This is a genomic window from Virgibacillus alimentarius, from assembly GCF_017874635.1.
Taxonomy (GTDB): Bacteria; Bacillota; Bacilli; order Bacillales; family Amphibacillaceae; genus Virgibacillus_B; species Virgibacillus_B alimentarius.
The window spans coordinates 25895-47988 of record NZ_JAGIKX010000019.1; the positions used below are offsets into that span (position 1 = coordinate 25895).

Consider the following 22094-nt stretch of genomic DNA (forward strand, 5'->3'; position numbering starts at 1 on the left):
GTGGGGCGGTGTACGCTCTGTTGAATAAGAAAGGAAGAGATGTATGCTAAAAGTAAATGAAGAAAATAAAGTAGATGCATTGCTAGAAGAAATAACGGACTATGTTTTAAATAAAGAAATTACCAGTGAAGAGGCGTTTACAACAGCCCGCTATGTTTTAATGGATACGTTAGGATGCGGCATTCTGGCTTTGAATTATCCAGAATGCACAAAGCTGCTTGGGCCTGTTGTTCCTGGAACCGTTGTGCCAAATGGAACACGCGTACCTGGAACTTCCCATGTACTTGATCCGGTAAGAGGTGCATTTAATATCGGTACCATGATTCGTTGGCTTGACTATAATGATACATGGCTAGCAGCAGAATGGGGGCATCCATCCGATAACTTAGGTGGTATCCTTGCTGTGAGTGATTATATTAGCCAGGCGCGTGTTGCAAAGGGAGAGTCCCCGCTTGTCGTCCGCGATGTACTGGAAATGATGATTAAGGCTCATGAGATTCAAGGTGTGCTTGCGCTAGAAAATAGTTTGAATCGAGTTGGATTGGATCACGTATTATTTGTAAAAATTGCTACAACTGCTGTCGTTACAAAAATGCTTGGCGGAGGACGCGAGGAAATTAATAATGCGCTATCGAATGCATGGATCGATAATTCCAGTTTGCGCACGTATCGCCACTTCCCAAATACAGGATCCAGAAAATCTTGGGCAGCTGGTGACGCTACAAGCAGAGCAGTATTCCTTGCTCAGCTTGCGGTAAAAGGTGAAATGGGTTATCCGAGTGCATTAACTGCACCAGGATGGGGCTTTCAGGACGTTTTATTTAACAAGCAAACATTAACATTAGGCCGTCCGCTTGATGCTTATGTGATGGAAAATGTTTTATTTAAAGTTGCTTATCCTGCTGAATTCCATGCGCAAACAGCAGCAGAAGCAGCAGTAGATCTGCATGCAGAGGTTAAGGATCGCATCGATGAAATTGATAAAGTAGAGATTACGACACATGAATCAGCGATCCGCATTATTGATAAAAAAGGACCGCTTCATAATCCGGCTGACCGCGATCATTGCTTACAGTATATTACAGCGATTGGCCTGCTGAAAGGAAATGTTACAGCAGAAGATTACGAAGATGAAGCAGCAAGTGATCCAAGAATTGATCACTTACGCGACAAAATGATTGTTACGGAAGACAAAGAATATACAGCAGATTATTTGGATCCTGATAAACGTTCCATTGCCAATGCTGTTCAAGTTTACTTTAAGGATGGAACGACAACTGATAGAATCGTATGTGAATATCCACTTGGACACCGTTTCAGAAGAAAAGAGGCATACCCAAGAATTGTGGAAAAGTTTTCAGCAAATCTTGCTACCAAGTATACAGCCAAACAGAGAAAGAAAATCGAAGAAGCGTGTGCGGAAGAAAAAATCAACACATTGGGTGTTCATGAATTTATGGATTTATTTGTGAATGAATAAAGGAGTGCATCAAGTATGGCGTGGATCGTGGATCAACCATCATCGCAAGAAAAATTAGCAAAGCAATTTCAAGCCTTAATTAATGAGAAATCTATCCTGCAAATCCCTGGAGCGCATGATGCAATGGCTGCGCTTGTCGCAAAAAATACAGGATTCAAAGCACTTTATCTATCCGGAGGAGCTTATACAGCAAGCAAGGGTATCCCTGATCTTGGCATGGTAACTTCAACGGAAATAGCTGAGCGAGCTCGGGATCTCGTACGGGCAACCAATTTACCAGTTCTTGTTGATATTGATACAGGTTTTGGCGGAGTATTAAACGTGGCACGGACTGCCCGTGAAATGGTAGAAGCAAATGTAGCAGCCGTACAAATAGAAGATCAGCAACTTCCAAAAAAATGTGGTCATTTAAATGGCAAACAACTTGTCACAAAAGAGGAAATGGCCCAAAAAATTAAAGCAATTAAAGAAGTAGCACCGTCTCTCGTCGTAATCGCACGTACGGATGCAAGAGCAGTAGAAGGACTGGATGCAGCGATTGAGCGCTCTGCAGCTTATATGGAAGCAGGTGCAGACGGCATTTTCCCTGAAGCACTACAAACAGATGAAGAATTTAGTGTATTCGCCGAAAAAGTAACAGTTCCGCTACTTGCCAATATGACTGAGTTCGGGAAAACACCCTATATTACCGCTGAAGAATTTGAAAGCATGGGATTCGCTATGGTTATCTACCCGGTGACCTCCATGCGTGTAGCAGCTAAAGCGTATGAACGCGTGTTTGACCTAATCAAAACAAAAGGTACACAAAAAGAAGCTGTAGCCGACATGCAAACAAGAAAAGAATTATATGAAACGATCTCTTTAGAAGACTTTGAATCCCTGGATCAAGACATTGCAAAAACAATTCTGCCAAGTGATTCGTAGAATAGAAGGCAGCCCATTAGAATAGAAAGAACCTCCTCACACCTTAGCCGGCGTGAGGAGGATTTTTTTTGGTATAGAAGCTATTTGGTTGAAGAATATCATTTATGCATTATTGAATAGAAATATGCAATACTTCATAAAAGTTAATGAAATATTACGCAATATTAAAATATTAAATAAATGAGCAGGCCTGTTATATCGGTTTATAGAGAAAACTTTATTGATTCTTGGTCAGGTGGCATGCAAATTGCATCTTAAATGTAAGCGCTTTAATTACTGAATAATAGGAGGAAAATTAACATGGTGCTAGCAGATAAAATATTTTTCAGTCAATCCGTATTTACCGGAGTAGAGGAGCATACCAAGGCTGGTGCAGTTGCAATTAAAGAAAATAAAATAATAGCTGTAGGATCTATAGAGGAAATAAAGTCATTCATTGGACCAAATACAAAAGAATATGATTTTGGAAATCGAACGATTATGCCTGGTTTTCATGATGCTCATTTACATTTAATGCTCGGTGCATTATTAACACATGGCAGTGTTGATTTGTCAGGTTCCACTTCATCAGCAGATGCGATTAAAAAAGTAAAAGAATTTGCTGATCAAAGACCAAATAATGATTGGATTATTGGTTATGGCTGGGATCATCTAGGGTGGGGAGAAGACTTCCCAGATCGGTTTGAAATCGACCGGATGGTTGATGACCGGCCAGTGCTCTTGTTCCATGCGGAATTTCATTATTCATGGGTGAATAGTAAGGCACTCGAAGTGGTTGGGGTTACGAATCAGACCAATAATCCGTCTAATGGAGTAATTCAAAAAGATGAACACGGAGAATTGACCGGAATATTGATTGAAACTGCAACAGGCCTGGTAGCTGATAAGGCGTTAACAATGACTAATCAAGATAAGACGGAGCTACTTGAGTCTTTTTTGGAAGAGGCTGCGAGATTAGGTATTACTTCAGTAAATGATCTATATGTTAATAGCGTGGAGCAATTGCATGGGCCTGACCTATTCCGTTTGTTTAAACAATTTGATGAGACAGGACGGCTATCTGCCCGCATTCATCTTTATCCAATTTTAGATGACAACATTGAAAACGCTAAAGAAATGAAAAATACGTTTGATTCAGAAAAGCTAAAGTTTGTGGGATTAAAACAATTTATTGATGGAGTTGTAACTAGTCATACTGCTTATATGTTAGATCCTTACGTAGATAAGTCAAAAACAAGAGGAAGCACTGCTTTACCAAAAGAAGTGATAAAAAGGCGAGCACTACAGGCGGATAAGGAAGGATTTCAAATACGGTTTCATGCCATAGGAGACGGGGCTGTTAACTTTGGATTAAATATTTTTGAGGAGGCACAAAAGGTAAACGGGGTTAGAGATTCGCGACATGCCTTAGAGCATATTGAAGTGATTGATCCAAACGACATCTCTAAACTAAAAGAGTTAGGAGTCATCCCTTCCATTCAACCTTCCCACTTAGCTCTGATGCCGAAAGAAAGTCATACGACACGGGTGAAAAAAGAAAAACATCCTTACTTATATCCGTGTAAATCATTGCAGGGGGAAGACATAAAGGTATCATTTGGCACCGACTTCCCGGTAACTGTCCTAAATCCAATGCTGGAAATTTATTATGCTGTAAATCGATTTGATTATACTGGAGAAAACGTTTGGAATGGACAAGAGAAAATTTCCATTGCAGAAGCTCTAAAGGCATATACCATTGGTTCAGCATACAGTGTTTTCAGAGAAAATGAACTAGGAACGCTAGAAAGAGGGAAACTTGCGGACATCATCGTACTGGATAAAAATATTTTCGAGGTACCTGCGAAAAATATAGATGATATGAAAGTAATTTTAACAATGGTTGATGGAGAGATAATTTTTAGTGAAAATGAATTACGTGTTGCAGAGAATTCAATGCTTTTAAAAGGTTTTTAATAGATTTTAGCAGGAGATTTAAACACAGGACAAGGGGGAGATAAAGTGAACGAAAATATTAAATTATCAAGATCACTCTCTTTACTTTCTGTTATAGCTTATGGTTTTGCATTCATGGCTCTAACAACAGTATTTAGTACCTATGGTGTTGCTTCTCAAATTTCACATGGAATGGTTGCAGGTTCTTATATTTTAGCTTTAGTTGTAATGATGTTTACTGCTTATAGCTATGGCCAAATGGCCAAAGAGTTTCCAATTTCAGGTTCTGCCTATACGTATACGCAAAAAGTTATTGGACCCCAGGTTGGATTTTTAATCGGATGGGCTATATTAATGGATTATCTCTTTATACCAATGGTTAACTTTTTATTATTCGGTGTATTTTTTTCAGCAGCATTTCCGGAAGTGCCTATGCAAGTGTGGATATTCGCCTTAATCGTGATCGTTACGTATGTTAATGTTCGAGGGATTAAAGTGGGTGCTAGTGCTAATTTACTTGTCGTTGGTGTATCCTTATTGTTTCTGACTGTATTTTGTATGTTATCTATACGATCCATTGTTCAAGGTACAGGTACGGGAATGCTTCTAAATATAGAACCTTTTTTCAATCCAAATGAATCGTTTGAATATGTAGTTGCTGGAGCAGCATTACTCTGTTTTTCTTTTCTTGGGTTTGACGCTGTTTCGACCTTTTCAGAAGAAGTAAAGAATCCTAAAAAAAATATACCGCGAGCTATTATTTTAGTGACCGTCATTGGCGGTATCATTTTTACAATCGTATCCTATCTAGCGCATAATGTTTGGCCAAACTATATGCAATTTAAGGATCCGGATTCTGCATCTTATGAAATAATGGCACTAGTTGGTGGCAATGCATTAGAAGCAGGCTTTTTAGCTGTAACGGCATTTGTTGTTTTTGGCTCTGCCTCCGCTGCGCAGGCAAGTGCTTCGCGTGTATTATATGCAATGGGGAGAGACGGACAGCTACCAAGAACGTTTTTTGGGAAGTTGAGTAAAAAAACAAAAGCACCAGTGAATAATATTTTACTAATTGGCTTTCTATCATTATCAGCATTGTTTTTAAGTTTAACTTTGGTAGCATCTTTTATTAATTTTGGAGCATTGATCGCGTTTACTTTTGTCAATATCTCCGTTATTGTTTTATATTTTGGCAAAAAGAAACAGCGTTCGTTTAAAGGAATTATCCTTTATTTTTTGATTCCTTTAATTGGAAGTGCATTAACGATGTGGTTACTTTTTAACCTTGATACTCCATCAAAGGTTCTGGGTAGCATTTGGTTCGGACTTGGTGTTTTATATCTACTATTCTTAACAAAAGGATTAAAACAGCAACTACCAGGAATGGATAAAGACGAGGCTATGTAGGAAGCGATATGTAGGGGACAGTCCCACCACGTCAATGTGCTAAAGTGGTCGGGACTGTATCATCCAACGTGAGGATCAGTCCTCAAAAATGTCCCCTTCAATAAACCGCTCCAAAATAATTCCGTATCAATGCAATAAAGTGCTTTACCAGTGGTGGCAGGTAGCGATCTTTCATTACTGCTACATATACGGTTCGCCGAAGATCGGCATCGTAAATTTCTTTGATGTGATACGTGGCATTTTTATATTGCTTCACATAATTTTCCGGAAGAATGGTAATTCCCAAATTTTCTTCTACCATATTACAAGCAGTTTCAAATCGCTCTACTTCATATTGTATATTCGGTTTAATACCAGCTTTACAGTAGGCGGTAAGGATATCCGTTCGAGACTGCAACCCTTCTTTACAAATGATTAGTTCCTCATCTTTTAATGCATCCATCTGAAGTGTTTCCTCATATTGCAAAGGATGATCTGGCGGCAAAAGAACAACTAATTGCTCTTCGTAGATGGGAAAGGCATTCATTTCATTGCTATTCATGTATTGATTAGTAATCGCTAGGTGAATGTTATAATTTTTAAGGGCGGCTACGACATCCTGTAAACTTAAAATTTCTGTTAATTGAATACGAACATTTTTATATTCTTCTTTAAATTGCTTTAAAATCGTTGGCGTCCAGAACATGGACGACTCAATGATACCTATTGTCAGTTCCGATGGTCCTTCTTTTTTGAGACGAATCATTTCTTGTTTTACATGGTCAAAGTGATGGACGAGTCTTGTAGCCTCTTGATATAAAATATCCCCTTCTTTCGTTAAACGCAAATGCCTTGTTGTTCTGTTTAGTAATGAAAACCCAACTGCATTTTCCAGTTTTTTCACAGCGGCACTTAACGAAGGCTGTGCTATATGCAATCTTTTGGCTGCCTTTGTGTATGCTCCTTCTTCGACAAGTGTTGTGAAATACCTAAGCTGGTTAAATTCCATATCTTAAGCTCCTCGTATAGTATATTTAGGCTTTTCTTTTCAGCCTATTAACTCATACAAATTCACAAAAATCTCATTGTTGATAACTACGTTACCTTCACTACTGGCGGACGCTTTCCGCGGGCATGGCTTGAGCCTCCTCGGAAGAAACCCACTTCCTGCGGGGTCTCAAGACTCACGCTATTTCCGCAGGAGTCGCCGCCATCTGTTCCAGGTAAATCAGTTTGTGCATGAATAGTCTGCTGAGTGCTATGCCAAAAACTTGGACGCTGCGTGATGTTCCTAGATAATGGTCTTAGGATCATTTGGGATAATTCTGTCACTCCTTGCGGTCATAACCGCATTAGATAAGACTGTTTCCCAGTGTACGTGCTGATCTTCCTACACGCAGGCTGTGCACCTTGTGCATCAAACCTGGATGTTAGTAGCTCCAGGGCGGCTTTTGAACCAAGGATAGTACTTATAGACGAGGCTGCCGATCGACGTTCACACTAGGGATATCCCGGAGCGTCCAAGATTCGAGTTCCAATGATTCTAAGCCGCCAACTCGGTAAGAAGGCATATACCCGAATACAAAGATTATTACGCGAAAAAGTATCAGGAAGTACCGAAACATCAGCATAAAAGAGCCCTCGCCCTAACCGCAAGAAAATTTGTGCGTTTGGTTGATGCGCTACTACGCAACAACCAAATTTACACGCCGAAAGGAGCGTAAATAGATGAAGCATCATTAGCTTCCAAATCCCTTTATTTAATTTCCAGTAAATTACAATTAATTACTGGTTCTAGTTTGTGTTGCTTTTTTTAAACAAATTGAACCTTGATAATCAAATATTTAATTAATATTTTTTTGACATATCACCGCAGGTCTTTATAGGGGATAGGTCCTATTTATAGTTTCAAACTATAAAAATATAAAAAACGGATATTAGTAATTATATATAATATTAAGTAAAATAGAAAGATAGAGATGAGTTCCTAAAATGTGAAATGTGCTTTGGAGTGAGATGGATGTATAAATTACCAATCAAAGATATTTGGAGCGGAAGAATTGATAGTACAGAAGAGAAAAATAGCTTTCGGTTCCATCAGACAGTTGCAGTAAAAAGTTTAAAAGAGCTGGCTGAAAATGAAAACGCTTTTTACTTCATTGGATTTGAATGTGATGAAGGGGTAAGACGAAATAAAGGTAGGATCGGCGCAGCAAAAGGTCCAAACGAAATTAAAAAAGCACTGGCAAAACTGCCGTACCATATTGGTGAAGTAAATACGGTTGATGTAGGAAATATTGCGTGCGAAGGTTCCGAAATGGAAAAAGCCCAGGAAGAGCTGGGGGGTGCGGTTACTGCATTACTTCAAAATTCCGGCACACCGATCATTCTCGGCGGTGGCCATGAAACATTATACGGTCATTATTTGGGTGTCAGGGAATACCTTGGAGGTGACGCAACGCTTGGCATTATTAACATCGATGCGCACTTCGATATGCGCCATGATCAAACACCCTCATCCGGAACCATGTTCAGACAAATTTTAGAACAAGATGAAAATGCTGGTTATTTATGCCTTGGAATCCAGGATTTCGGTAACACAAAATCATTATTTGAGACTGCAGATGCATACGGGTGCATCTATATCCGCGAAGAATCGATCGAGGAAAATCAGTTCAGGGATACATTTAAAGCCATTGATGCTTTTGCCGAAAAATATGATTTTATCATGTTGACCTTATGTACAGATTCGATTGTTTCTTCTGAAGCACCAGGTGTTAGCGCACCATCGCCTTTTGGATTAGAGCCTAAAACAGTGAGAAAACTGCTTCGGTACATTGTTTCTAAAGAGAATATTACCAGTTTTGATATTGCTGAGGTGAATCCGGCTGTTGATGAAAATAATAAAACAGCTACATTAGCAGCATTACTCGTTGCAGAAGTGATGAAAAAATTTAACAGAAAATGATTGTAATAGGGACAGCCCCCGCTGATTTAAAGAATCAGTGCGGTGGGGTGTCCCTCTTTTATATCGTCTTTCGTTTCTTCAGGTGTTGTGTTCTATTTATTTTGGTTCTTTTTTGTGACATGCCTTGTACCATATTGACCATGATGACACTGGAGATGGCAATGATTCCGCCTATAACGGAAAGAAGGCTTGGCAGTTCTTGCAGCCAAACAAAGGCAATAATGATCGCAAATACCGGTTCTGTGTACATCATGCTTGTAACAGCACTCGCGTTTGCCATCGACAGTGCAGTTGCCCATGTTGCATAGGCGATTGCTGCAGGAAAAACACCTACATAAATGGCTGAAAGATTTGCTTCCAGTGTAGCTCCCTGAATTTCCTCGAGAAGTCCCGGGAAGAATATGAAAAATGGGATTGTTCCAGCCCACGTGAAATATGCTGTAAGCTCAATTGGTTTATATCGCTTAAAGAGTGGTTTTTGAAAAACGAAAAACACAGATGTAGCAAATGCAGCAATAAGGAGTAAAATAGCCCCTTTTGAAATCGTAAAGGTCGATCCAGCAGTTCCCAGCGTAATAAGAAAAATACCGATAAATCCCATTCCGAGTCCAATCCATCCGATTGCCTTCAAACGCTCTTTTAAGGCAATCACAGCAATGATCGCCGTAAAGATCGGAGCCGAAGCAATGAACATACTTGCTGTACCTGCTGAAACAGTAACTTCCCCAAAAGTAACCCCTAATTGATATACACTAATTCCTATCCAGCCTAGTAATGCGATCTTCCATATATCCTCTTTTCTAGGCAATTGGAATTTCGTCCCCGGCCATAACGCATATAGAATAAAAACAAGCGAAGCTATAAGAAAACGGGTTAAGACGAGATGCCCCGCTGAATAGCCCCCTAGTAAACTTGCTCGGATGGACGCAAACGAAGAACCCCAAACAATGATAGTAAAAGACGCCAGTAAAAGAGCTTTTTTATTCATATTCAATCCCTCCTCATGCATGATTGGTAACCCTTTAAAAAGCGGAAGAATCAAAACAAAAAAGTAACAATATAACAATAATAGCTTATTTCCGAGGCGCGTGTCTACAGTGTGGGTGCCTGTCACTCCCCGAATTTTGTCGAATTGGGATATGGTTTATTTCCTTTTGAAAGGAGGGGGGATAAAATTCTTAAACTGGAATGACTGATAAACTTTAACATAAGATAACAGGAGAATCAATAACGAAATTGACTAAGTACACAGGAGTTTAATAGCTTATTTCGTTTCTTTTCTATAAATCACAGGAAAGGTTCACATAATTTTCATAGATAAATCATTCATTATAACGTATATTGATGTTATAGAATGTTTGTAAATGTTATAAAAAAACATCCAATTGGCATTGTTTACAAAGGAGGTTTTTGCAAAAACTGAAAAGTCGGTAGAATGGAAGCTTTCATTACATATGGAGAAGAAAACTTACAGACATGGATGAAATTGGAGACTAATAGCCCGTTTTAGCGAGATACATTGCTATCCAGTCAGTTTTATTAACGTTGAGAAAGGAGAGATTTTCCATACAGATAAAAATAATGAATCACCGTAAAAGGAATTTTTTTCTTATTTCCCTGTTAGTGGTTTTTTTCGGGCTTTTATTCATGATCATGCAGACGCAAAACGTGGATGCTCATGCATCTTTACTCGAAACAGATCCAGCTGAAAAGGTAGTTTCAGAAGAGATTCCTTCTAAACTGAAACTACGCTTTAATGAACCGATTGAGAAGGATTTGGCAACTGTTACCATTTATGATTGGAATGCTAAGCCGGTCTTTACAGGTAATCCGGATGAAGGTGGATCGGACAGAACCCCGCTTCTTGAATTTTCGCTTCCTGAATTAAAGGAGGGAACGTACACGGTTCAGTGGAATGTTGTTTCATTAGATGGGCATCCGATACAAGGCTCTTATTCTTTTGCTGCAGGCGAGGTAACGGAGGGCGGAGCGAAATCAATCAACAGTGGTGATGATCACCATACTGGTCCGCTGATTGTTGCCCGTACTGTTGCAGAAGGCTTATTACTCCTAGGTGCCGGCCTTTTTTGGTTCGCTTGGTTAGCTGAGCGAAAAAAATTCCCAAGTATAGATATCATTTTTGGAAGTGGCAGACGCTTCGGAGGTGCGCTTATAATCCTTGGAACATTGGCTGAAATAATAACGTATACCATTTCACTTCCATCAGGATTAATGCAAACGGTCTTTCATGGAAGATGGGACATCTTGCTTCAGTTTCCATTTATGTTGATGGTTGCTGCGCAGCTTGTTTTCCTCATTTTTCTATTTATCCCTGGTATGGTGCGTGGGTGGTATCTGTTTATGTGGTTTGCACTTGCAGCTGTCCCAGCTTTTGGGGGTCATGTGTGGGGGATGGAAAACACAACACTTGCCCTGGTTTTAAGAGTCATTCACCAACTGTCGATTGCTCTATGGCTAGGTGCACTATGCTACGTTATTTTTCTTCTAATTTGGCAGAGAAAGCAAAACACCAAGGTAGATTGGAAGGAATTCAGACCATTTTTTGTATATAAAATGATGGCTGCAACTGGATTGGTCGTTGTGTCTGGAGTTTTGATGGTATTTTTGCAGACAGAATGGCTTACGGTAATCACCGATTGGATGACCTGGAGCGCATTATTGCTCAGCAAGATTGTTTTAACGATTCTTATGCTTAGTCTGGCACTCTATCAGACACGAAAATGGAAAAAACGTGGTACATTCACGACATTCCGGTTTATTCGCGCGGAATGGATCACAGGCCTCATTATTATTTTAATAGGGGTGTGGATGAGTCAGACGGCTTACCCTATTTCGGCTAAAAGCTACAATGATACACTTGTGTCTGGTCAAGCAAAAGTGGAAGTATATATTAATCAATTGAAAGTGGGAGATCAGCAAATGAATCTGAACGTTCCTGACATAAATGGAGAAAGTCCAGAGGAAGTGAAAGTAACTATTTCTACGTCAGATCAGGGGATGCAGTCCGGTCCGATAACTACTGAGGAAGGGGATTCCGGTAATTATCAGGCAGAACTTTCGTTTTCGATGTCCGGAACCTGGTGTCTCGTTATCCATGTTGCATATCCTGGAGGTGAGAAAAAAGAATGGACTGCCGAAGTATTTGTTGTCGGTGAAGGAACTGGGTCGTGAGCATTTGAAAAAAATGATGAAGATTACTGGAGGTTTTTTAAAATGAAAAAATGGATTGTTTTAATGGTAGCGGTCGTTTTGTTGTTTGTAGCAGCACCAATAGCAGAAGCGCATGTAACAGTACATCCAAGCGAAAGTTCAACAAATGCATATGAAAAATATTCGGTGCGTATTCCTGTAGAAAAAGACGCGAATACGACCAAGGTGGAATTGGAAGTTCCTGAAGGCATTCATGTAGTTTCTGTATTGCCTAATCCGGACTGGAAGTATAAATTTTTAAAAAATGATAATGATACGATCACTTCTGTTACATGGACTGCGAAAGATGGTGGAATTGGTCCAAATGAATTTGCGGAATTTTCCTTTATAGGAGCAAATCCGGGAAAACCTGGCGAATTTAGTTGGAAGGCATTCCAAACATATGATGACGATTCTGTAGTAGAATGGACCGGAGAGCCTGAATCTGAAGAACCGGCTTCCGTCACAGAAGTGGTAGAAGGGGATGAAACAGCACATCACGATGATAATCCAATAGCCGAATCAGGTCATGCAGCACAAAACGAGTCAGACAACAGCGGTGAGAATGGAAATACTGACTGGCTTCCTCTTGTACTAGCTGGAGCAGCATTATTGCTATCCATCATCAGCCTGTTCCGCAAACGCGCATAAAGGGATGGGTGCCTGTCACTCCCCGAATTTTGTCGAATGAAAATGAAACAGTTGTCCCTTCATTTTAATATGTAATAGACTGTTCATCTTCTGTTCATGTTCAACTCCTATACTATCTTCAGATTGATAGTTAGGAGTTGATTTTATTGCTTAAACTGTTTCGAAAACTTGTAAAATATACGAGCAGTTCAAAAGGAGCAAAGGTTACAGTTGTAGCCTGGCTTGCGGTTGTTTTAATTTTAAGTATTTTTCTCCCTTCTTCTAAAGATTATGAACAAAACAGTTCGGAAGGAAGTACAGCGGGAGATAGACCTTCAGAAACAGCCCAAGAAATAATGGATAAGGAATTCCCAACAGATGATGGCCTAACGGCACTGCTCGTATTTAATCGAGAAAATAAAATAACTGATCAGGACCGAGAAAAAATTACAGCATTTAGTAAATGGCTATCTTCCGATGAAAAACCGGAACATGTAGCAAGCGCGCTTCCTTATCATGAGTTTCCAAAAGAAGTTCAAGACCAGATGTTTTCGGAAGATGGAACAACATTGTTATTTAATGTAGCAATGGAAGATGGGATTGATTCAGATCAATCGAATGAAGCACTCACGCTGCTGAGGGATAAAGTGGATGAACTCGGTATGGAAGAAGGCATGCAGCTGGAAATCACCGGGCCAGCCGGAATAACTGCTGATACAATTGCGTTATTTCAGGATGCAGACGTCGTATTAATTTTATCAACGGTTGCCTTAATTTTTATTTTACTTCTTCTTATTTACCGCTCTCCGTTACTTGCCATCACCCCCTTAATCATAGCAGGGATGGTTTATGGAGTGGTTGATCGAGTATTAGGTCTAGCAGGTGAAAATAACTGGTTTGCTGTTGATAGTTCGGCAGTGTCAATTATGCTTGTCCTATTATTTGCAGTTTTGACAGATTATAGCTTATTTGTGTTCTCCAGGTATAAAGAGGAACTAAGAAACGATGAATCGAAATACAGTGCAATGGGGGAAGCAATACACCATGTTGCGGAACCAATTGTGTTTAGTGGCGGTACCATCTTTTTAGCGATGTTGACATTATTTGTTACCGTATTTGAACCTTATCATCACTTTGCGCCTGTATTTTCCATTGCAGTAATTTTTATCTTTATCGCTGGATTAACACTGATTCCGGCACTATTCGCGCTCATGGGACGCAAAGCTTTTTGGCCTTTTATTCCTAAGGTGGATAAGGAACACAAGCCGAAAAAAAGATTCTGGACCAGTGTAGGTAAACTTGTGAAAAAGCATCCAGCAATCATCGCAGGTACACTCCTCATTGTGATGCTTATCGGCGTTTTTAATGTCATGTCAATGAAATTTTCTTTTAATCTATTAAAGTCATTTCCTGAAGACATTTCTTCACGCCAAGGTTTTGAGATACTGGAAGAAAATTATCCGGCAGGGCAATTAGCACCTGTCACAGTCATATTACATTCAGATCAAAAAATGGAAACAGATCAAGCCTTTTTAGAAAGTATTAAGAATTTAGAGGACAAAATAAACAGTCAAGATGGAGTCAATTCAATATCTCCGGAAATTACGGAAGATGTGGTGGAAGGAAACGCGGATCTGCCAAGAGACTTTTTAGCGGAAAGTGAAAAGTCGATTAAATTACAAATCACATTAGAAGGAAATCCATATGAAACAGATGCACTCAACACGGTGGAAAATCTCCGAGATGAGGCAGGAGCGTTTATCAATAACAGCGGACTGTCAGCGGAGGACTATGATCTGCATTTTGCAGGACAGACAGCGGAACAATTAGATGTGAAACAAATGAATCAGCGAGATATGATTTTCCTATTCTCATTTGTTGTTGTTTTATTGACAATTGTACTTGGCTTCCAGACGAAATCTATTTTAATGCCTGTGCTCATGATGGGTACCATTTTATTATCTTACGTAGCAACCTTAGGGTTTGGCTGGTGGATCTTTGAACATCTCTTTGGTTATGACGCGATCAGTTATCGGCTGCCAGTATATACATTCGTATTCATGGTAGCGCTAGGGATTGATTATAATATTATGCTTGTCTCTAGGATCAAGGAAAAAGCGCGCCACATGCCATGGAAAGAGGCTGTGAGTGAGGGAGTAGCCTTAACAGGCGGTGTTATTTCCTCAGCTGGTTTAATTCTTGCAGCGACCTTTTCTGTCTTGATGACACAGCCCTTGCAAGAACTATTTCTATTCGGATTCATCATGGCAATGGGAATTATCCTAGATACCTTCTTAATTAGAGGATTCTTCCTCCCATCCATTTTAACTCTGACAAACTTTCAGGTGCCTGGCACTTCCCGAAATTTGTCGAATAAAATATCATGATTTGATAAAAAAGCTGCTTGTCTCCCAATAAGGAACGAGCAGTTTTTGTTAAAATTACCAATGATTCTTGTTTAGCATCTGTGCTAGAAACACGTCTTATTTTCTTTGGTTACAATTTTTTTGTCAAAAGTATTTTGTTTATTCGTATTATTATACTTTTGTTTTCGGTTTTTGGAATTTTGCATAAAGGGAAAAATGTTAAGATGTTATATTAAAATGATGTATGATTAAGTTAAGTTAATTTTTATCTATTGAAGAAAAGGAGACTACAAGTGGACATGGACATATATTTAAAGGATGCCTTGCTTCACATTATTAAAATAATAGGCAAGGAAAATAATGCTTATATAGATATGGGTGATTTAGACAAAAGTGGACCAGCTGTTCTCTCATATAATGGCACAAATATTAGAGTTGAAAAAGAGCAGTTGCACGAACTATTAAATGAGTTATTTAATAAAAAGGTGTTTAAATTAGATGAACACAAGTCTCAAGAAGTTAAAAATCTACTTCAATCTAAAATTTTCTCTATCATAATAAATTCAATTTATGATGGTGTATATATAACAGATGGTGATGGACAAACAATAAAAGTTAATTCAGCATATGAGAGGATCACTGGTTTAAGTGGCGATGTAGTGATTGGCAGATATATGGGAGATTTAATAGATGAAGGTGTAATAGATGAATCTGCTTCGTTACATGTACTAAAAAGAAATGAACAAGTAACACTTATGCAAACCATAAAAAACGGAAAAAATATCATCGTTTCTGGCGTACCCATTTTTGATAAAACTGGAAAAATACAATATGTTATAAATAGTGTACGAGACATAACTGAGTTATTAAAATTTAAAAATGATAATAATCAATTATTGGATAATAACTTAAATATTGATAGAAACAAAGGGGAATATACTTTTAATAATCAAATTAGCAAGAATAAAGATATGCAAAAAATATTAAAGCTTCTTAAAAAAGTCGCAACGACAAATGCCAAAATTCTTTTTAACGGGAGAACCGGGGTGGGAAAAACATATTTAGCAAAATATGTGCACTTACAATCAAAAAGGGCAACAGAAAACTTCCTTGAAATTAATTGTGCATCCTTACCACCAAATTTAATTGAGTCAGAATTATTTGGATATGTTCCAGGTGCTTTTACAGGTGCTCAGTCCAAAGGGAAAAAGGGTTTACTTGAATTAGCACATAAAGGAACCTTGTTTTTAGATGAGGTTTCTGATTTATCGCTTGAGTTACAGGCTAAACTTTTAACAGTAATAGAAAATCAAACTTTTTTTCCGATAGGTTCTACAACATTTAAAAAAATAGATGTTAGGATTATAGCTGCTTCAAATAAAAATCTTAAAAAGTTGGTTGATTTTGGGGAATTTAGAGAAGATCTATATTTTCGTTTAAATATTGTAGAAGTAGATGTTCCAGACTTAAAACATAGAAAAGAAGATATTATTTCACTATGTAAAGCTTTTCTTAAGGAATATAATCATTTATATGAAGAAAACAAACATTTTTCATTAGAAGTACTTGATGCTTTGTTTGAATACGAATGGCCTGGAAACATACGAGAGCTTCGAAATGTAATTGAGAATTTAGTCGTAACAACAGATGGAAATGAAATTAATTTATGTGATTTACCGTCAAGAATAAATGCAAATATTATTAAAACCAATTCTAATAAACCGAAAACTTTAAAAGAAAGATTAGAAATTGTTGAAAAGCAAATTATTAAAGAAACGTTAAGAAAACATAAGACTACAAGAAAAGTTGCAGAAGTGCTCGGAGTAAGCCAATCAACAGTTGTACAAAAAATGAAGAAATGGAACACGACTGATTAATAATATAATCAGTCGTGTTTTTTCTGATTGATAATATAATCGATTTTTTTATTTAGGTTATTTTTAGCTCCCAAATAACTGATAGTAACGAGTTTTTTGGGAATTTATTTTTGGCACGTAAATTGCATAGCTGAGAATAACAAAAAAGGAGGAAAATTGATATGAATTATTCTACATTTAAAATTGCCAATAAACTAATTACGGGAAAGGGGGCAATTTTAGCACTATCCAAAGAATTGGAAACTTTAAAGCTTGCAAATCCATTAATTATTACAGATGAAATTTTAATAGAGGTTGGTACGGTTAAGAAAGTAACTGAAACTTTAAACGAACTTAATTATGGTGTTTTCAATGGTGTTAAACCTGAGCCAGAATTTGAAGTTGTGGAAGCGTGTATGAAGCAGTTTGAACAAGGAAAGCATGATGGTTTAATTGCGATTGGGGGAGGAAGCGCAATCGATATTGCAAAAGCAGTATCGGGATACAGTATAATGAAGCAACCATTAAAATCACTTGTTGGTACCGATATTGTAAATAAGAAAGGTCCAAGGATTATCGCTATTCCGACAACTGCCGGAACAGGTTCTGAAGTTACTAATATCTCAATATTATCAGACCAGGAAAACCAAATAAAAAAAGGTGTTGTCAGTGACTATATATTACCAGATGTTGCTATTGTAGCACCTGAGATGTCCGTAACTATGCCTCCGTCTGTAACAGCGGCAAGTGGTATAGATGCTTTAGTGCATGCGATTGAGGCATATATTTCTGTAAATGCCTTTCCTATTACTGATGGTTTAGCATTACAAGCGATTAGAATGATCAGTAAAAATTTACCAAAAGCTTATGCTAATCCGAATAATCTAGATGCTAGAGAACAAATGGCTACTGCGAGCCTGATCGCAGGAATGGCTTTTGGGAATGCAGGCGTAGGTGCGGTTCATGCGATGGCTTATCCGTTAGGTGGAAGATATCATATCGCACATGGTATAAGTAATGCATTATTGCTTCCATTTGTTATGAAGTGGAATAAAATAAGTAGTCTGGAAAAATTTAGGGATATTGCTATAGCTATGGGAGAAAACGTAGAGGGATTATCTGATTATGCAGCTGCGGATAAGGCAGTACATGCAATGGAAAATATATGTAATATGGTTAATATTCCATCTGGATTAAAATATTTTGATATACCTAAATCAGATATTGATGATTTAGCTAAGGATGCTTTTCAAGTTAAAAGATTATTAAAAAATAATCCTCGTAAATTTACAGAAGAGGAAATAAAGAAGATTTATCAATTAGCTTATTAAAAATCAAAGGGGTAAAAAAGATGTGGAAAGATAGAAAACATGGGGAAGAATCCCCATATATACCAATGGGGCCTTTTAAATTAAGACTTCCATTTGTTCATTATAAGTTTGAATGGGCAGATTATACACAAGGGTTATTAATGTGTGCGGTAGATTTATCAGCCATACCGTTAATGATAGAGATACTAGGGATGCCTTTTGAAGTTGCTTTGGCAGTGGTTCTTCTAAATGGTATTTTATATTTAACACACCATTTGTTAGGGGACCCAGTAGTTCCGGGATGGATTACTCCGGCTATTCCATTAATTATGCTTTATGCTTCACAATTCCCTGAAGGAGTGGAAAGAGTCCATGCGCTTATATCTTTCCAGCTGACACTGGGTGTTTTGTCAATATTATTAGGGGTAACCGGTTTAGCTGGAAAGGTAGTTTCTCTAGTGCCTTCAGCAATTAAATCGGGTGTTATTCTCGGTGCGGGGTTAGCAGCAGTAATATCTATTTTTGAGGTTGGGGGAAGATTTGAATCCTTTCCGTGGACAATTACAATTGCAATGGCAGTAGCATTTTATTTTATTTATTCCAAACATTTTAATAGGATAAAGCGGAAGAATCCTTTCTTAGGGATAATAGGGAAATTAGGTATTCTTCCGGTTTTTGTTATAGCTATTATTATTGCCCCGATTGTAGGAGAGGCACCTTGGCCTAATATAGAATGGGGATTCAGTAAGCCAGATTTTATAACACTTTGGAATGAATACACGATATTTGGATTGGGCTTTCCTCCTTTTATGATGATCTTAACAGGTCTCCCTACTGTACTTGCTACCTATATTGTTTTATTTGGTGACATATTGCAAAGTAAAGCATTATTAGATGAAGCAGATGAGGCCAGACCAGATGAAAAAATTGATTATAATCCTAATCGTGCACATATGATTTTTGGTGGCAGAAATACAGTAATGAGTATTATAGGTCCAGATGTTACGATGGCAGGTCCATTATGGGCAGCAATGCAAGTAATTATTATTGAAAGATTTAAAGAAGGCAAGAAGGCAATGCATTCTATATTTAGCGGATCCGGCTCTTTCAGATGGGGGACGAATACAGATTTATTGTTATTACCAATTGTTAGTTTAGTAGAACCAATTCTCGGAATAGCTCTTGCATCTACTTTATTAATTCAAGGGTTTGTAAGCGTGAGAATCGGTGTGCTTGAGTCAAAAAGTTATAGAGATTTAGGTATCGCGGGAATAATAGGGGCTATTCTAGCAACCAAAGGTGCAACATGGGCTTTTGCAGCAGGAATAATTTTATGCCTAGTGATTTATGGTAAAGATTTCTTTAAGGGAGAGGATGAAGAAATCTTTTTGAAGGATTAAATGAAAAAGGGTCAATCCGCTCTCAGCTTTGTCGGATATAAATATACTACTTTACCCAAAATAAAACTGCCTTTGTCTTGTAACTATTTAGAACAAAGGCAGTTTCGTTTTTTTTCTTACTTCTAGAAAAATTCAGTGATACCCAAACTTATTTTTATGCCATTTCTCTACTTCTTTGTCCCGCCATGGAGATGAATGCGGTTGCGAGAGCTAACACGACCATAACCGTTCCAGTAGTTGCATTATGCTCTACGGAAGTTCGTTCAATGATGATGCTTCCGATATAAGAACCAAATGCAATACCTAAGTGAAGTGCTGAGTTATTTAAGCTTTGCTGGATATCCGCTGTTTCAGGTGACACCTCAATCAGATAACTTTGCATAGCAGGTGTAATGGCCCAGTTGGACATACCCCATAGTACCAGAATCACCAAAAATATTGGAAGCGCAAATGTAACATGTGGAAGTGTGAAAAGGGCTAAACCGAAAATAGCAATCACGGATAAAACAATTTTCTTTGATCCGAATCGGTCCGATAATGTCCCGCCGATTCCCCCTCCAGTTACTGCTGCAACGCCAAAAATTAAATAAATGATACTAATCCAGCTGCCATCTAGTCCCATAGTTGATTTTAAAAATGGCGTTAAGTATCCGTAAAGCGTCATATGTCCTGCCAAAAATAAAAAAGTAGTAAACTGGGCAAAAAATACTTTTCGGTTTTTAAGGGTGGCCATCTGCTCTCCAAGTGAAACCGTTGGCCTTGGATTAACTTTGCCCATGAAAAAATAGATACCTGTGAACGAAAGCGCCGTTAAAATGGCAATGAAAGCAAAAGGTGCACGCCATCCAAATGCATTCCCGAGCATAAGTCCAATTGGAACACCTAGTACAAGTGAGCCACTTACACCCATTACTACAATTCCGATCGCTCTGCCACGGTATGCTGGTTCTACAATATTTGAAGCAAGCGTAATGCACAATACAACAAGCAATGAGCCGCTCATAGCTAAAAAGATACGTGATGCGAATAATACATAATATGTTGGGCTGAATACCGCTAGTAAATTACCAAAAAAGAAAACAATCAGCGTGATCAGCATTAACTTTTTTCTCTCGACTTGAGAGGTTACGTACAATAAAATAGGTGCAGCGATGGCAAAAGTAAGGGAAAATATAGTAATCAGAAGACCCACTTTTCCAAGGCTGACGTCTAAATCTTCGGCAATTAAATCCAATATACCTCCGATAATTAATTCAACCATCCCAACAACAAACGAAACAATGGTTAATAAATAAACACGTTTATCCATACGAATTTCCCTTCTATCTAAAAAAACTAAGTGCATCATTTCATCATAATATGAAATGGAAGTCTTTGCAAGAAAAATTCGGGTCATACTACGCTCCATTCTCACATTCCAAATGCCGGAAGATTTGAAGAATAAAACTTGCAAATTGCTTTTAAATTATTATCAAGTAAACTGGAATGAGGATATAGAAGAAATCATCTTATAACTTTACATAACTAGGGTTTATCATGTATACAGATGATAGGGAGATGGAGTCATGGAAGAAGTGATCATTGGCCTAGATATAGGTGGAACATCGATAAAAATTGGTTTTTTACAACGAGATGGCAATATTATTCATAAATGGGAAATTCCTACGAACAAAAGTAATAATGGTATCTATATAGTGGATGAAATTTGGCAATCCATTACGGAGCAATTAGTTTCCCTGGAAATGGATAAGAAGGAAATTGTAAAGATCGGTACCGGTGCTCCTGGATTTATTGAGAAGGAAACGGGTATGGTCTATGAAACGACAAATATGGGCTGGAAAAACTTTGAACTTGCGAAACGACTAAAGGAGCTAGCCAATGTGCCTGTTTATGTAGAAAATGATGCAAATATGGCCGCTTTAGGAGAGAACTGGAAAGGAAGCGGTAATCAGGCGAAGGATCTTATATTTGTTACACTTGGAACAGGAGTTGGAAGCGGAATTATTGCAAACGGAAAGATTCTTAACGGCAGAAACGGTACAGCGGGAGAGATTGGCCATTTGACAGTAGAGCCTGGTGGTTATCTATGCAACTGCGGGCGCAAGGGCTGTCTGGAAACTATTGCATCTGCGACAGGGGTCGTACGCCAGGCGATGGATAAAATGGAAGAACATCCTAAAAGTAGTTTAGCAGCTTATTATAAAGAGAACGGAATAATAACGTCTAAAGAAATTTTCAAATTTGCTAGTCAAGGTGACACAATATGTGGAGAAATTGTTACCCGGACAACAGATATGCTTGGAGTAGCTCTCGCTGACGTATCTGTGATCATTAATCCGTCAAAAATTATTATAGGCGGTGGCATGTCAAAAGCGGGAGATGCATTGCTTGAACCTGTAGCACACGCATTTCACAAACACGCTTTAGGCAGAATCAGCGAAGTATGCGAAATAACAATTGCAACACTCGGAAACGACGCAGGCATCATCGGCGCCTGCACATTGTAAGAGGGGGGCCAGAGAGGTGCCTAGGTGCCTGTCACTTGTCGGTTTTTGTCGAATAATATTTCTCTTCATGAAAAAATAAGGAGGCACATGATCGTGATGAAAACTACATGTGCCTCCTTATT

General features: G+C 38.3%; 15 protein-coding genes and 1 pseudogene. 13 read left to right on the plus strand and 3 right to left on the minus strand.

Annotated elements, in window-relative coordinates:
* The first annotated feature begins 43 nt into the window (after window positions 1-43).
* From J2Z81_RS10220 to J2Z81_RS10235, 4 genes are all read left to right on the plus strand, one after another.
* Complete coding sequence (locus tag J2Z81_RS10220) at window positions 44-1480, plus strand: bifunctional 2-methylcitrate dehydratase/aconitate hydratase (protein ID WP_226371277.1); 1437 nt, start codon at window positions 44-46, stop codon at window positions 1478-1480.
* Window positions 1481-1495: 15 nt separating this feature from the next.
* Window positions 1496-2404, plus strand: coding sequence for a methylisocitrate lyase (gene prpB / locus J2Z81_RS10225; protein ID WP_226371278.1), 909 nt, complete (start codon window positions 1496-1498; stop codon window positions 2402-2404).
* Window positions 2405-2704: 300 nt separating this feature from the next.
* A complete protein-coding gene (locus tag J2Z81_RS10230) occupies window positions 2705-4360 on the plus strand; it encodes an amidohydrolase (protein ID WP_029266319.1) in 1656 nt (551 codons plus the stop codon).
* 45 nt (window positions 4361-4405) lie between these two features.
* Window positions 4406-5746, plus strand: coding sequence for an APC family permease (locus J2Z81_RS10235; RefSeq protein ID WP_226371279.1), 1341 nt, complete (start codon window positions 4406-4408; stop codon window positions 5744-5746).
* A 97-nt stretch (window positions 5747-5843) separates the two neighbouring features.
* Here the strand turns inward: J2Z81_RS10235 and J2Z81_RS10240 are convergent, their stop codons facing one another.
* Complete coding sequence (locus J2Z81_RS10240) at window positions 5844-6734, minus strand: LysR family transcriptional regulator (protein ID WP_226371280.1); 891 nt, start codon at window positions 6732-6734, stop codon at window positions 5844-5846.
* 538 nt (window positions 6735-7272) lie between these two features.
* On the opposite strand from J2Z81_RS10240, the pseudogene J2Z81_RS10245 reads away from it, so the two are divergent.
* Together J2Z81_RS10245 and hutG are read left to right on the plus strand one after the other, a co-directional pair.
* Window positions 7273-7449 (plus strand): annotated as a pseudogene (locus J2Z81_RS10245) (IS110 family transposase); the annotation flags it as partial.
* Window positions 7450-7745: 296 nt separating this feature from the next.
* Window positions 7746-8693: a formimidoylglutamase gene (gene hutG / locus J2Z81_RS10250; protein ID WP_226371281.1), complete on the plus strand. Its 948-nt coding sequence runs from the start codon at window positions 7746-7748 to the stop codon at window positions 8691-8693.
* 58 nt (window positions 8694-8751) lie between these two features.
* Here hutG and J2Z81_RS10255 read toward each other — a convergent pair whose 3' ends face one another.
* Window positions 8752-9681 (minus strand): DMT family transporter, encoded by a 930-nt coding sequence (locus tag J2Z81_RS10255; RefSeq protein ID WP_226371282.1) that lies wholly within the window; start codon window positions 9679-9681, stop codon window positions 8752-8754.
* 659 nt (window positions 9682-10340) lie between these two features.
* Here J2Z81_RS10255 and J2Z81_RS10260 point away from each other — a divergent pair.
* The 6 genes from J2Z81_RS10260 to J2Z81_RS10285 all read left to right on the plus strand — a co-directional run bounded on the left by J2Z81_RS10260 (window position 10341) and on the right by J2Z81_RS10285 (window position 19465).
* Window positions 10341-11885, plus strand: coding sequence for a copper resistance protein CopC (locus tag J2Z81_RS10260; RefSeq protein WP_226371283.1), 1545 nt, complete (start codon window positions 10341-10343; stop codon window positions 11883-11885).
* 42 nt (window positions 11886-11927) lie between these two features.
* Complete coding sequence (locus J2Z81_RS10265) at window positions 11928-12554, plus strand: YcnI family copper-binding membrane protein (protein ID WP_029270990.1); 627 nt, start codon at window positions 11928-11930, stop codon at window positions 12552-12554.
* Between the two features lie 146 nt (window positions 12555-12700).
* Window positions 12701-14920 (plus strand): MMPL family transporter, encoded by a 2220-nt coding sequence (locus J2Z81_RS10270; RefSeq protein ID WP_038221298.1) that lies wholly within the window; start codon window positions 12701-12703, stop codon window positions 14918-14920.
* Window positions 14921-15198: 278 nt separating this feature from the next.
* Window positions 15199-16776, plus strand: coding sequence for a sigma-54 interaction domain-containing protein (locus J2Z81_RS10275; protein ID WP_226981327.1), 1578 nt, complete (start codon window positions 15199-15201; stop codon window positions 16774-16776).
* Between the two features lie 161 nt (window positions 16777-16937).
* Window positions 16938-18086 carry an iron-containing alcohol dehydrogenase gene (locus tag J2Z81_RS10280; protein ID WP_226371285.1) on the plus strand — a complete coding sequence of 383 codons (1149 nt, stop codon included), beginning with the start codon at window positions 16938-16940 and terminating at the stop codon, window positions 18084-18086.
* Window positions 18087-18106: 20 nt separating this feature from the next.
* Window positions 18107-19465, plus strand: coding sequence for a hypothetical protein (locus tag J2Z81_RS10285; protein ID WP_226371286.1), 1359 nt, complete (start codon window positions 18107-18109; stop codon window positions 19463-19465).
* Between the two features lie 154 nt (window positions 19466-19619).
* Here J2Z81_RS10285 and J2Z81_RS10290 read toward each other — a convergent pair whose 3' ends face one another.
* The gene (locus J2Z81_RS10290; protein WP_226371292.1) at window positions 19620-20774 is read right to left on the minus strand and encodes an MFS transporter; all 1155 of its coding nucleotides are present in this window, start codon (window positions 20772-20774) and stop codon (window positions 19620-19622) included.
* A 256-nt stretch (window positions 20775-21030) separates the two neighbouring features.
* Here J2Z81_RS10290 and J2Z81_RS10295 point away from each other — a divergent pair, with 256 nt between their 5' ends.
* Complete coding sequence (locus J2Z81_RS10295; protein ID WP_226371287.1) at window positions 21031-21972, plus strand: ROK family glucokinase; 942 nt, start codon at window positions 21031-21033, stop codon at window positions 21970-21972.
* Window positions 21973-22094 lie beyond the last annotated feature (122 nt).

Bases quoted from the DNA above. Each gene is read 5' to 3' on its own strand.
- J2Z81_RS10220 (WP_226371277.1), top strand. From the start codon at position 44: ATGCTAAAAGTAAATGAAGAAAATAAAGTAGATGCATTGCTAGAAGAA.
- prpB (WP_226371278.1), top strand. From the start codon at position 1,496: ATGGCGTGGATCGTGGATCAACCATCATCGCAAGAAAAATTAGCAAAG.
- J2Z81_RS10230 (WP_029266319.1), top strand. From the start codon at position 2,705: ATGGTGCTAGCAGATAAAATATTTTTCAGTCAATCCGTATTTACCGGA.
- J2Z81_RS10240 (WP_226371280.1), bottom strand. From the start codon at position 6,734: ATGGAATTTAACCAGCTTAGGTATTTCACAACACTTGTCGAAGAAGGA.
- hutG (WP_226371281.1), top strand. From the start codon at position 7,746: ATGTATAAATTACCAATCAAAGATATTTGGAGCGGAAGAATTGATAGT.
- J2Z81_RS10255 (WP_226371282.1), bottom strand. From the start codon at position 9,681: ATGAATAAAAAAGCTCTTTTACTGGCGTCTTTTACTATCATTGTTTGG.
- J2Z81_RS10260 (WP_226371283.1), top strand. From the start codon at position 10,341: ATGATCATGCAGACGCAAAACGTGGATGCTCATGCATCTTTACTCGAA.
- J2Z81_RS10265 (WP_029270990.1), top strand. From the start codon at position 11,928: ATGAAAAAATGGATTGTTTTAATGGTAGCGGTCGTTTTGTTGTTTGTA.
- J2Z81_RS10275 (WP_226981327.1), top strand. From the start codon at position 15,199: ATGGACATATATTTAAAGGATGCCTTGCTTCACATTATTAAAATAATA.
- J2Z81_RS10280 (WP_226371285.1), top strand. From the start codon at position 16,938: ATGAATTATTCTACATTTAAAATTGCCAATAAACTAATTACGGGAAAG.
- J2Z81_RS10285 (WP_226371286.1), top strand. From the start codon at position 18,107: ATGTGGAAAGATAGAAAACATGGGGAAGAATCCCCATATATACCAATG.
- J2Z81_RS10290 (WP_226371292.1), bottom strand. From the start codon at position 20,774: ATGGATAAACGTGTTTATTTATTAACCATTGTTTCGTTTGTTGTTGGG.
- J2Z81_RS10295 (WP_226371287.1), top strand. From the start codon at position 21,031: ATGGAAGAAGTGATCATTGGCCTAGATATAGGTGGAACATCGATAAAA.